10 protein-coding genes are annotated in these 11,589 nt (G+C 64.7%); 1 reads left to right on the top strand and 9 read right to left on the bottom strand.

Going from position 1 to position 11,589, the window contains the following annotated elements; translation table 11 throughout:
- The 8 genes from P5W99_RS11855 to P5W99_RS11820 form a co-directional block, all read right to left on the bottom strand.
- Complete coding sequence (locus P5W99_RS11855; protein ID WP_434662569.1) at positions 1-978, bottom strand: ABC transporter permease; 978 nt, start codon at positions 976-978, stop codon at positions 1-3.
- 102 nt (positions 979-1,080) lie between these two features.
- Positions 1,081-2,850 (bottom strand): ABC transporter substrate-binding protein, encoded by a 1,770-nt coding sequence (locus tag P5W99_RS11850; RefSeq protein WP_421024603.1) that lies wholly within the window; start codon positions 2,848-2,850, stop codon positions 1,081-1,083.
- A gap of 100 nt (positions 2,851-2,950) precedes the next feature.
- On the bottom strand, positions 2,951-4,060 hold the full coding sequence (locus P5W99_RS11845) for a HoxN/HupN/NixA family nickel/cobalt transporter (RefSeq protein WP_434660890.1): 1,110 nt from the start codon (positions 4,058-4,060) through the stop codon (positions 2,951-2,953).
- Between the two features lie 37 nt (positions 4,061-4,097).
- Positions 4,098-4,583, bottom strand: coding sequence for a cupin domain-containing protein (locus P5W99_RS11840; RefSeq protein WP_421024601.1), 486 nt, complete (start codon positions 4,581-4,583; stop codon positions 4,098-4,100).
- Positions 4,584-4,674: 91 nt separating this feature from the next.
- Positions 4,675-6,783 (bottom strand): elongation factor G, encoded by a 2,109-nt coding sequence (fusA, locus tag P5W99_RS11835; RefSeq protein WP_421024600.1) that lies wholly within the window; start codon positions 6,781-6,783, stop codon positions 4,675-4,677.
- 425 nt (positions 6,784-7,208) lie between these two features.
- Positions 7,209-7,739, bottom strand: a complete 531-nt coding sequence (locus P5W99_RS11830; RefSeq protein WP_421024599.1) for a DUF192 domain-containing protein — start codon at positions 7,737-7,739, stop codon at positions 7,209-7,211.
- A 195-nt stretch (positions 7,740-7,934) separates the two neighbouring features.
- Positions 7,935-8,150: a hypothetical protein gene (locus tag P5W99_RS11825; RefSeq protein WP_421024598.1), complete on the bottom strand. Its 216-nt coding sequence runs from the start codon at positions 8,148-8,150 to the stop codon at positions 7,935-7,937.
- Between the two features lie 345 nt (positions 8,151-8,495).
- The gene (locus tag P5W99_RS11820) at positions 8,496-9,092 is read right to left on the bottom strand and encodes a pseudouridine synthase (RefSeq protein ID WP_421024597.1); all 597 of its coding nucleotides are present in this window, start codon (positions 9,090-9,092) and stop codon (positions 8,496-8,498) included.
- A 299-nt stretch (positions 9,093-9,391) separates the two neighbouring features.
- Between P5W99_RS11820 and icd the strand changes: the two genes are divergently transcribed.
- Positions 9,392-10,648, top strand: coding sequence for an NADP-dependent isocitrate dehydrogenase (gene icd, locus P5W99_RS11815; RefSeq protein WP_421024596.1), 1,257 nt, complete (start codon positions 9,392-9,394; stop codon positions 10,646-10,648).
- A gap of 137 nt (positions 10,649-10,785) precedes the next feature.
- Here icd and P5W99_RS11810 read toward each other — a convergent pair whose 3' ends face one another.
- Positions 10,786-11,367, bottom strand: coding sequence for a YSC84-related protein (locus P5W99_RS11810; RefSeq protein ID WP_421024595.1), 582 nt, complete (start codon positions 11,365-11,367; stop codon positions 10,786-10,788).
- Positions 11,368-11,589 lie beyond the last annotated feature (222 nt).

Raw genomic sequence — 11,589 nt, 5'->3', positions numbered from 1 at the left:
TCAAGAACCCGTTTGCGCGCGCAGCCGCGGATCGAACAGCGCGTGCAACAGGTCGGCGCCGAGATTCGCGAGCGTGTAGACGAGGCCTACGGTGAGCACGCCCGCTTCGAGCAACGGAAAGTCCCTCGCCTTCGCTGCGCTGTAGATGAGCGAGCCGATGCCCGGATAGCGAAATAGCGACTCGACTACCACGAGCCCGCCGATCAGATAGCCGAGCTGGGTGGCCGCCACCGTAACGCTCGGCAGCAGTGCGTTGCGCAGCACGTGGCGCACGATCACGACGCGGCGCGGCAGGCCCTTGAGGACTGCGGTGCGCGTGTAGTCGGCTTCGAGCGCGTCGAGCATGCCCGCGCGCGCGATGCGCGCAAGATAGCCGAAGAACACCAGCACGAGCGGCAGCACCGGCAGCACGAGGTGGCGCAGCGTGTCGAGCACGCCCGCATCCGCTGGCGCGACGGCCTCGATCGGCAGCCAGCGCAGCCAGACACCGAACACGAGGATGAGCGCGATCGATGAGACGAATTCCGGCACCGCGCTCGCGCACAGCCCCAGCGTGCTGATGAGCCGGTCGAGCCAGCGTCCGCCGTGCAGCGCGGCCCATACGCCGCCGCCGATGCCGAGCGGCACGACTACCACGAACGCGAGCAGCCCGAGCTTCGCCGATTGCAGGAGCGCATCGCCCACCAGCGGCGCGACGGGCTGGTGGAAGGTCCACGAGGTGCCGAGGTCGCCGCGCAATGCATGGCCGATCCATCTGGCGTATTGGTCGAGCAGCGGGCGGTCCGCGCCGAGCGCGTGGTTGAGCGCTGCTACGGCGCGCGCGTCGGCGAGCGGGCCGAGCACCGCGCGCCCAACGTCGCCCGGCAGCAGTTGGCCGCCCGCGAACACCAGCACGGAAAGCAGCCAGAGCGTGAAAAGCGCCCATGCGGCGCGCTGCGCGAGAAAACGCGCGACGCCCTTGCCGCGCACCCCGCGCATGGGGTGTGCGCCGAGCGGCTCGCGAGGGTTCAATTCGGGCGGTCTCGTCAGCGGTGTAGCCATCGGACTCCAGATGCGCGCATGGCAGGCGTTGCGCGACGCTTACGCCGCGAGCGTCGCGCGGTCGAAGTAGAGCTGTGCGAGCGCGGTGAAATGCACGCCCGAAAGCGCGGTGCGTTGCGCGATCAATTGATCGTAGAAGTACGGGATGATCACCGGCGTTTCATCGAGCAGCAGCGTCTGGATCTGCGCGGCCACTTGCTTCTGCGCGGCCACGTCGAGCGTCGCCGCGAATTGCGCGACCAGCTTGTCGTACTGCGCATTGCGAAAGTGCGCAGCATTCCACGTGCCGCCGCTCGTGAACGGCGCGTTGAGGAACACGTTCGGCACGCCGCGATGGCCGTAATCCGTGATGCCGAGCGGCGCGTCGAGCCAGTCCGATTTGCCATACGTGCCCGCGCCGTAGTATTGCGACTGGCTCTCCACCTTCAGCGCGATGCGCACGCCGATCGCCTTCGCCGCGTTCTGCACGACCACGGCGAGATCGGGAATCTCCATGTACTTCTCGGTCGTGAGCGTGATGTCGAAGCCATTGGCGACGCCCGCCTGCGCGAGCAACTGGCGCGCCTTCGCAACATCGATCTTGCGCTGGGGCACCGTGCCGGCCGTCGACGGGAAGATCGGCGCGAACGGGCTGTCGTTGCCCACCACGGCGCGGCCCTTGAAGAGCCCGCGCACCATCACGTCGCGATCGAGCGCGAGTGCGAGCGCCTGGCGCACGCGTTTGTCCTTGAACGTGGGCACGTCGTTGCGCATGTGGATCTGCCGGTGCGCGCTCGAACGCACGCCGATCACCTTGAAGTCGGGATTGTTCAGGATGCCGATGCCGCCCTGCACGGTAAAGGTGCCCATGACATCGGCCTGATGGCCCTGCAGTGCGAGAATCTGCGCCTGCTCGTCGGCGTAGAACGCAAACTGCACGCGTTCGGGCAGCGCTTTCTCGCCCCAGTAAGCGTCGTTGCGCACGAAGCTCGCGCCGCGCCGTGTTTCGTAGCGCTCGAGCTTGAACGGCCCGGTGCCGATGAAGCTCTTTTCGTAATTGCCCGCGTAATTCGCGGGCAGCAGCACGGCGTTGTAGTTGTCCGAAGAAACGTAGTAGGGAAAGTTGCCGTTGGGCGCGTCGAGATGGAACGCGACGGTGTGCTCGTCGACCATCTTCGTGCCGCCCTTCGAGAGCACGCCCTTGAGCACCGAGAGCGCCGCCGAGCCGCTCGCGGGGTCGGCGAGGCGATCGAACGTGGCGACCACGTCCTTCGCGCCGAATGGCTGGCCGTCGTGGAATTTCACGCCGGGGCGCAGCTTGAAGGTCCAGACGTCGGCGCTCGCGTTGGGCTGCCACGAGAGCGCGAGCGCCGGTTGCAGATGGCCGTCGGCGTCGTCGTTGGCGAGGAATTCGCCGGTCTGGTTCAGGAGGCAGAGCGCACCCGCGTCGGTCACCGTGAGCGGGTCGACCGCGCCCGCCGGCATCAGGTGGGCAACGCGGATGGTCTGATTTCCCGGCTTGCCTCGCGTGGCCTGGGCGCGCGCGCTGCGCGGCGCGACGAGGCCGCTGCCCGCCAACGCGAGGCTCGACAGCCCGAGCGCGCCGGCATAGCGCAGCAACTCGCGGCGCGTGAGCCGGCCGGTGAGGAACTCGTCGATGGCGTGGTTGCCGTATGCGCCTGCACGGGCGCGCAATGCGTCGAAGGAAGCGGCCGCAGTCGAGCACGACCCTTGCGCTGGTTCGCGCGAGTCAGGCGGGGGGGACTCTTGCGGTAAAGCGGGCTTCGAGAGCGAGAGGCGGCGGGGCGGCTTGGACTGCTGACGTTTCATCGGCGCGGGTTTCCGGTGCGGTTCCGTGGAAGGGCGCGGCCGCGATGGAAGCGGCCGCGACGGCGGCATGCGGTACGGCAGACGACGAATAGTGCTTAGTTTAGGCGTTTTCGGCCATGCCCGCCGATACGGGCGTAGCGGGGGTTGTACCGGATTGCGTAGCCAGTTCAACGAGGCCGGGCCGGCGCCAGCGGTGGAACAGCACCGAGCCGATCCAGCACGCGATGAAGAGCGCGACGAACGCGTAGCCGATCTCGCCGAAGTGCGCATTCACGCCCGCGGCGGCCGACCAGAGGCCGCCGCTCGCGCCGAGCTGCGCGCCGATAAGCCCCGCCGCTTCCACGCCGCCGATCATGACAGCCAGCAGCGCCGAGACGAGCGTGATGCTCGCGTTGTAGTAGAGCTTGCGCTTCGGATCGTCCATCGCCCAACCGTAGGCGTGAACCATCAGCACGTTATCGGTGGAATCGACGAGCGTCATGCCGGCGGTGAAAAGCGCCGGGAACACGAGGATCGAGACCATCGGCAAGCCCTTGCCCGCTTGCGCGGCGGCGATGGCGAGCAGGCCGATCTCGGTGGCGGTATCGAGGCCGAGGCCGAACAGCAGGCCCACGGGATACATGTGCCAGCTCTTGCTCACGAGCGCGAAAAGCGGCCGCAGCGCGCGCGCGAGGAGTCCGGCGGGGGCCATCGGTTCAGCGCTCGCCACGGCTGCTTCGGCTGTTTCAGCGTCGTCCCGATGCGCGCGGCGATAGCGGCGCCAGACGTCGCGCAGGATCACGAGGTTCATGCCCGCGATCACGAGCAGGAAGCCCGACGACACCAGCGTGCCGATAGCCGCGCCGATCTCGTGCCACTGCTCGAAGCGCCCCTGCAGCGTGAGCGCCGAGAGCGCGATGCCGAGCGTGGCCGCGATCACGATGCTCGAATGTCCGAGCGAGAACGCGAGGCCCACGCCGAGCGGCCGCTCGCCGCGCTGCATGAGCTTGCGCGTGACGGCGTCGATGGCGGCGATGTGGTCGGCGTCCACGGCGTGGCGCAGGCCGAAGCCGTAGGCGATGACGGCGGTGCCGATAAGCAGCGGATAGTGGCGCAACGCGATCAGCGCCCACGCCCACGCCGCGATGTTGGCCCCGATCAGGGCTGCGTAAAGCGCAATGAGGCGCGGACGCAGCGATTTGGCTGAAGCGGGCGGGGCGGACAATGTCATGCGCTATGAGGTTTCAATGCGAGGTTTCAATGCGGTCTCAAGGTTCGTGCGGATGGCGATGAATCGGATCGACCCAATAGACCGTTTCCGGCGCTTCGACGGCGTCGATGTTCAGATTCACGACCACGGCCTCGTTGTCGCTGCGCACGAGCACGCATTCGAGCGGATCGTCGGTGCTCGCGTTGATCTCCTGGTGCGGCACGTAGGGCGGCACGAAGATGAAGTCGCCCGGGCCCGCTTCGGCGGTGAATTCGAGGTGCTCGCCCCAGCGCATGCGCGCCTGGCCGCGCAGCACGTAGATCACGCTTTCGAGCGCGCCGTGATGATGCGCGCCCGTCTTCGCGTTCGGATGGATCGTCACTGTGCCGGCCCAGATTTTCTGTGCGCCCACGCGCGCCGCATTGATTGCGGCAGCGCGGTTCATGCCGGGCGTTTGCGCCGTGTTCGTGTCGAGCTGGTCGCCGCGTATCACCTTGACGCCGTTCTCGCGCCAGTCGGGCGCGTGCTCATGGTCGTGACTCATGGTCGTGTCTCCTTACTCCGGCCCCATGCAAAGCTGTGAAAAAGCCCGCCCCTTGCGGGACGGGCTTCGAGTCATGCGCTTCGCGCACGCCTTATTGCTTCTTCGCGTTGATGACCGCTTCGGCCACGTTCTGCGGCGTTTCGGCGTAGTGCTTGAACTCCATCGTGTAGGTGGCGCGCCCCTGCGTGAGCGAGCGCAGCGACGTGGAGTAGCCGAACATCTCCGAAAGCGGCACTTCGGCGCGCACGATCTTGCCGCCGCCGCCCGCGATGTCCTCCATGCCCTGCACGATGCCGCGCCGGCTGGAGAGGTCGCCCATCACGTTGCCCATGAAGTCCTCGGGCGTTTCCACTTCCACCGCCATCATCGGCTCGAGCAGAACCGGTTTCGCTTTGCGCATCGCTTCCTTGAAGGCCATCGAGCCGGCCATGCGGAACGCGTTTTCGTTCGAGTCCACATCGTGGTACGAGCCGAACGTGAGCGTCACCTTGGTGTCGACCACCGGATAGCCCGCGAGCACGCCCGCCTTGAGCGTTTCCTGGATGCCCTTGTCGACGGCCGGAATGAACTCGCGCGGAATCACGCCGCCCTTGATGGCGTCGACGAACTCGTAGCCCTTGCCCGGCGGCTGCGGCTCGAGCGTGATGACCGCGTGACCGTACTGGCCGCGCCCGCCCGATTGCTTGACGAACTTGCCTTCGACATCTTCGACCTTGTTCTTCACGGTCTCGCGATACGCGACCTGCGGCTTGCCGACGGTGGCCTCCACGCCGAACTCGCGCTTCATGCGGTCGACGAGAATTTCGAGGTGCAGCTCGCCCATGCCCGAGATGATGGTCTGGCCGGATTCCTCGTCGGTCTGCACGCGGAACGACGGGTCTTCCTGCGCGAGACGATTGAGCGCGATGCCCATCTTTTCCTGGTCGGCCTTGGTCTTCGGCTCGACGGCCTGCGAGATCACGGGCTCGGGGAAGATCATCTTTTCGAGCACGATTGCGTGCGCCGGATCGCACAGCGTGTCGCCCGTGGTGGCCTCCTTCAGACCCACCGCCGCCGCGATGTCACCCGCACGGACCTCCTTGATTTCCTTGCGCTCGTTCGCGTGCATTTGCAGGATGCGGCCAAGGCGCTCCTTCTTGTCCTTCGTCGCGTTGAGCACCGTGTCGCCCGAATTCACCACGCCCGAATAGACGCGGAAGAAGATCAGCTGGCCGACGAACGGGTCGGTCATGATCTTGAACGCGAGGGCGGAGAACGGCTCGTCGTCGTTCGGATGGCGCTCGATCTCTCTGTCCTGGAGGTCGTGGCCGAGAATCGCAGGCACGTCCACGGGCGAGGGCAGATAGTCGATCACGGCGTCGAGCATCGCCTGCACACCCTTGTTCTTGAACGCGCTACCGCACAGCATCGGCACGATTTCGTTGGCGATCGTGCGCTTGCGCAGCGCGCCCTTGATTTCCTCTTCGGTGAGGCTCTCGTGGTCGTGCAGATATTTCTCGAGCAGCACTTCGTCGGCCTCGGCGGCGGCCTCGACCATTTTTTCGCGCCACTCGTGCGCGAGATCGACGAGGTTTGCGGGGATCTCCTCGTATTCGAACTTCACGCCCTGGCTCTCGTCATCCCAGACGATCGCCTTCATCTTCACGAGATCGACCACGCCCTGGAAGTGGTCTTCGGCGCCCACGGGAATCTGGATGGGCACGGCCACACCCTTCAGGCGCTCGCCGATCTGCCGCTGCACGCGGAAGAAGTCCGCGCCCACGCGGTCCATCTTGTTGACGAACGCGATGCGCGGCACCTTGTACTTGTTCGCCTGGCGCCACACGGTTTCCGATTGCGGCTGCACGCCGCCCACGGAGTCGTACACCATGCACGCGCCGTCGAGCACGCGCATGGAACGCTCGACTTCGATGGTGAAGTCGACGTGCCCCGGGGTATCGATGATGTTGATGCGATGCTCGGGGTAATTGCCGGCCATGCCCTTCCAGAACGCGGTGGTCGCGGCCGAAGTGATGGTGATGCCGCGCTCCTGTTCCTGCTCCATCCAGTCCATGGTCGCCGCGCCGTCGTGAACCTCACCCAGCTTGTGATTCACGCCGGTGTAGAAAAGGATGCGCTCGGTCGTCGTGGTTTTGCCGGCATCGATGTGAGCGCTAATCCCGATGTTGCGATAGCGCTCGATGGGAGTCTTGCGAGGCACGGTGATCTCCTTGGAATAACGCGCCATGGAAAGTGCCGGGCGGCGCGCGGCGCGGCCTGCGCGCGGCCCGGCGGTCCGCGCGGCGGCGTGCCCGGGAGCGTTTCAGCGTGCTTCAAGGTGCTTAAACGTGCATCGGGCAGACGCGCGCCGCGCGGCGGATTACTAGGATAGCGCTTGCGCGGCGCTTTTGCTGAAAGGGCGTCAGAGCCCGAGAAGGCGTCTTGTGGAGGGCGTCGCGGCGCGGCCTGGCGGGTGGGGCGCGAGAGTTGGGCGCGCGAGTCAGGCGCGCACAAGCGGCGCACGCCACGCGCGCAAAAAAGCCGGCGCCGCGAACTGCGGAAGCCGGCTCATGCGCCTCGGAGGGCGGCGGGGCGGCGCAATATCGGCGCCGGGGCGCCCGGGGCGGGCCAAAGTTGCCCGGGCGCTTACTGCAGCCGCGGCAGGCCGTCGATCTTCATGCCGGGCTTGATGCCTTTCGCCGTAAACCAGCCCTTGCTCATTTCGAGCGCGTAGACGCCGTTATTGCGCGGGCAGTGGTTGTTGGTGGTTTCGGCCTGCATTTCGTCGATGTCGGTGATCGTGCCGTCGGCGCGCATGAACGCGATCGACAGCGGAATCAGCGTGTTCTTCATCCAGAAGCAGTGCACGGCGTTCTCGCCGAACACGAACAGCATGCCTTCGTTCGGCGCGAGCTGCGTGCGATACATGAGGCCTTGCTCGCGGTCCGCGTCATTGGCGGCCACGGCGGCATCGATCACGAACATGCCTGCAGTGAGCTTCGTGTGCGGAAAATCGCCGGGCTGCTTGGCGCCGGGCGGCATCTGCTGTGCATGCGCCGCGCTGCTGGTGGCGGTCGCGGTGAGCGTAAGGGCCGCAAAGGTGCCGAGCGTGGCGGCGAGCGGAAAAGCGACGGCGAGCGCGCAACGCGCGATGAGCGGGCGCAGGGAAAATCGCACGAGTGAGCTCCTTGCTTGGGAATAATCCGCGCATGTTACGCGAGTCCGCGAACGCGGGTCAAAACATGCAGCCGTAGTGGGACGATACGCGGACGATGCATAAACAAAAAGGCAGAGTGCCTTGCGACACTCTGCCTTTCGAACGCGGTGAAGAACGGCACGAAGCGCCGCTCTTCCAGGCGTCTTTCAGCGAGCTTACTCCGAAGCTGCCGAAGCGGCTTCAGCCTTAGCTGCCTTCTTGTGCGACGACTTCTTGTGCGTCGACTTCTTGTGCGTCGACGACTTGTGAGCCGTCGAAGCAGCAGCAGCCGGAGCTGCCGATGCCGGAGCAGCTGCTTCCGGAGCCGAAGCTTGTGCGAATGCAGCCGTTGCGAAGAGGCCAGCGACCAGAGCGGCGATCAGTTTGTTCATGTTGTGAATCCTCAGCTTGAGTTGATTAACCAAGTGACCCGGTTATTGGAGTCAGGTCGGTAAACGTGCCATCCACCTTTCGGTTGACAGTCGTGAGCGACAAATTCGGAACGAATTGACGAACGCGTCTGCCAGCGGTCGGGACCGTGCATTGCTGCGCTGGGCCCGTAAGGCTGAATGCCGGATAGCTTCGGGGCGGCATCTGCGTGAAATAACGCATGGTTTCGCGTACCGGTTGACGCGAATTCCTCATTTGTTTTTCTTCGCACGAAATTCGTGAGGCAACGCGCCGATGCACGGCGCACGCGGCAAGCCGTAAATGACGGAAAAGTGCTTACGCAACAGTCACTTGTGTGCCGTGCGCGTGGGTGTCGCGCGGCGCCAGGGCGCATCGGTGGGTACTTCGACACTCGCACCGGGGGGGAGGCCCAGCGAAAAAATATCGAGCGAGCCGATTGCCACGCGCACGAGACGCAGCGTCGGAAAGCCCACCGCCGCCGTCATGCGCCGCACCTGGCGGTTCTTGCCTTCGCTGATGGCGAGTTCGATCCATGTGGTGGGAATCGCCGCGCGATAGCGAATGGGCGGCGTGCGCGGCCACAGGAGATCGGCGTCGTCATCGGAGATTTTTTTTGCGCGGCACGGCTGCGTCACGAAATCGCCAAGATCGACGCCGCGCTCGAGCGCCGCGAGCGCGTCCTCGCCGGGCGCGCCTTCGACCTGCGCCCAATAGCGCTTCACGAGCTTGCGCTTCGGTTCGGCTATGCGGGCTTGAAGTGCGCCGTCGTCGGTGAGCAGCAGCAGACCTTCGCTGTCCGCATCGAGACGGCCAGCAGGATAGACGCCCGGCGTCTTGACCCAATCCGCAAGCGACTGGCGTGTTTCGTGCGGCGAAAACTGGCAAATCGTGCCGAACGGCTTATTGAGGGCGATCAAGCGCATAGGGAATAGGGCGAGCGTGCCAGTGAGGAATGGGAGTCTTCTGGAATCAGGGCGCGCCGCGATATTAATGCATATTGGGCCGCATCGAATAACGGGTCCTATATAAGACATCGGACATTCACGATGGGCGATGGCGCCGCGCAGCATAAATGCATGAATGACCTGCGGGGCGGGCAATGGGGCCGTGGGCTAGAATAACGACCAGACCCTGGCGCCGCGCACGGCCGCCTTGCAATCGGGCACATCCCGTTTTCGAAACGTTCGCGGTCGACAGACCGATTCCCCTACTGGAGTTGATCATGCCGTATCAGCACATTAAGGTCCCGGCTAGCGGTGAGAAGATCACCGTCAATCCGGACTTCTCGCTCAATGTCTCCGATCAGCCGATCATTCCTTACATCGAGGGCGACGGCACGGGCGTCGACATCACGCCGGTCATGCTCAAGGTGGTCGACGCGGCGGTCCAGAAAGCCTACGCGGGCAAGCGCAAGATCCACTGGATGGAGATCTACGCAGGCGAGAAGGCCACGCGCGTGTATGGCCCCGACGTATGGCTGCCCGACGAGACGCTCGACGCCGTGAAGGAATATGTCGTGTCGATCAAGGGTCCGCTCACGACGCCGGTGGGCGGCGGCATCCGTTCGCTGAACGTGGCGATGCGCCAGCAGCTCGACCTCTATGTGTGCCTGCGGCCCGTGCAGTACTTCAAGGGCGTGCCGTCGCCCGTGCGCGCGCCGGAGAAGGTCAACATGGTGATCTTCCGCGAGAATTCGGAAGATATTTACGCGGGTATCGAGTGGCCTGCCGAGTCGGAAGGCGCGAAGAAGCTCATCAAGTTCTTGCGCGAGGAAATGGGCGTTTCCAAGATCCGCTTCCCGGACAGCTCGGGTCTCGGCATCAAGCCGGTTTCGCGGGAAGGCACGGAGCGTCTCGTGCGCAAGGCGATCCAGTACGCGATCGACAACGAGCGCCGTTCAGTGACGCTCGTGCACAAGGGCAACATCATGAAGTTCACCGAAGGCGCATTCCGCGACTACGGCTATGCGCTCGCGCAGAAGGAATTCGGGGCGGAACTCATCGACGGTGGTCCGTGGATGAAGGTCAAGAACCCGAAGACGGGCGGCGACATCGTGATCAAGGACGTGATCGCCGACGCGTTCCTCCAGCAGATTCTGCTGCGCCCGGCCGAGTACGACGTGATCGCCACGCTGAATCTGAACGGCGACTACATCTCGGACGCACTGGCTGCGCAGGTGGGCGGCATCGGCATTGCGCCCGGCGCGAACCTGTCGGACTCGGTGGCAATGTTCGAGGCGACGCACGGCACGGCGCCGAAGTACGCGGGCAAGGATTACGTGAATCCGGGCTCGGAGATTCTGTCGGCGGAAATGATGCTGCGCCACCTCGGCTGGACCGAGGCGGCGGATCTCATCATCGCTTCGATGGAGAAGTCGATTCTGCAAAAGCGTGTGACGTACGACTTCGCGCGGCTCATGGAGGGCGCGACGCAGGTGTCGTGCTCCGCATTCGGGCAGGTGATGATCGACAATATGTAGGCGTAGTCCAGCAGGTTCGCGCCGCAACGTAAAAACCCCGATGGACCCGTAAAGGCCGTCGGGGTTTTTTGCATTGACCTGCCGGAAAATTATTCCGATTGATTCGATATGCGAATTGATGCGGAGAGTGACATCCGCTACTCGCTCAGGCGCGTAATTTTCTGCCCTTGTACGCCGAGTCCGGCCATCAGACCGGACTGGCCGTAAATGAACGCGTAAATATCGGAGCGCCCGGTGGTGGTGGTGAGGTCCTTGGCCATGCCGGAATCGGCGACCACGACGCTCGGCCCCACGCCGACCGACCAGCCATCGGAGCTATCGAGATACTGCATCGACTCGCGCGTCATCATGAACATGGCTTCGGAGAAGTTCTGGGCGCCGGCCTGCAGACCCCACGAGACCGCGCTGGAGTTGTAGTAACCCAGCACCTTGCCTTCCGCCGAGAACAGCACGCCGTTGCCGCTCGATCCGCCGACCAGCAAGCCCGCCTTCAGCACCTGCGGAAAGACCAGAATGCCGGCGGACTTCGAGCCCAGCGCCCGTGCGCCCGGTGTTGTCTCGTAAAGCGTATGCAAGGCCTGGCGCGCGGACTGCTCGAGTTGCGCGCGCGACGACGCTTCGCTGACTGCGGACGTGGGTGCGGCGGTCAGTGTGGCCGAACAGGCGGCGATGAGCAGGGGCGAAAGCAGGGCCGCGACGCGTACGGATTTCGATGACATAGTGAGTGATGCTCCGTTTTATTTTGTGGGAAGCGTTCATCGGCGCATTGCGCTTGCGCAGTACCGGCGAAGCTGCCGCGATCTTATCGAGCACTCCTACCTGTTTCTTTGTCGTACTCATGGCATGCCGTGTGATGTGGTGCGCGCAGCGACGACGACTGTGCGTTATCATGACGCCCATCAATTGAGTTCATTCGCCGTCTCGTTTCGCATGACTTTTCT

Source organism: Paraburkholderia sp. A3BS-1L, assembly GCF_051125215.1.
In the GTDB taxonomy this organism is placed as follows: Bacteria; Pseudomonadota; Gammaproteobacteria; order Burkholderiales; family Burkholderiaceae; genus Paraburkholderia.
The sequence above is the reverse complement of the archived record's forward strand: the minus strand, read 5'-3'. Positions and strand labels throughout refer to the sequence as shown.

Bases quoted from the DNA above. Each gene is read 5' to 3' on its own strand.
- P5W99_RS11855 (WP_434662569.1), bottom strand. From the start codon at position 978: ATGCGCGGGGTGCGCGGCAAGGGCGTCGCGCGTTTTCTCGCGCAGCGC.
- P5W99_RS11850 (WP_421024603.1), bottom strand. From the start codon at position 2,850: ATGAAACGTCAGCAGTCCAAGCCGCCCCGCCGCCTCTCGCTCTCGAAG.
- P5W99_RS11845 (WP_434660890.1), bottom strand. From the start codon at position 4,060: ATGACATTGTCCGCCCCGCCCGCTTCAGCCAAATCGCTGCGTCCGCGC.
- P5W99_RS11840 (WP_421024601.1), bottom strand. From the start codon at position 4,583: ATGAGTCACGACCATGAGCACGCGCCCGACTGGCGCGAGAACGGCGTC.
- P5W99_RS11825 (WP_421024598.1), bottom strand. From the start codon at position 8,150: ATGAACAAACTGATCGCCGCTCTGGTCGCTGGCCTCTTCGCAACGGCT.
- P5W99_RS11820 (WP_421024597.1), bottom strand. From the start codon at position 9,092: ATGCGCTTGATCGCCCTCAATAAGCCGTTCGGCACGATTTGCCAGTTT.
- icd (WP_421024596.1), top strand. From the start codon at position 9,392: ATGCCGTATCAGCACATTAAGGTCCCGGCTAGCGGTGAGAAGATCACC.
- P5W99_RS11810 (WP_421024595.1), bottom strand. From the start codon at position 11,367: ATGTCATCGAAATCCGTACGCGTCGCGGCCCTGCTTTCGCCCCTGCTC.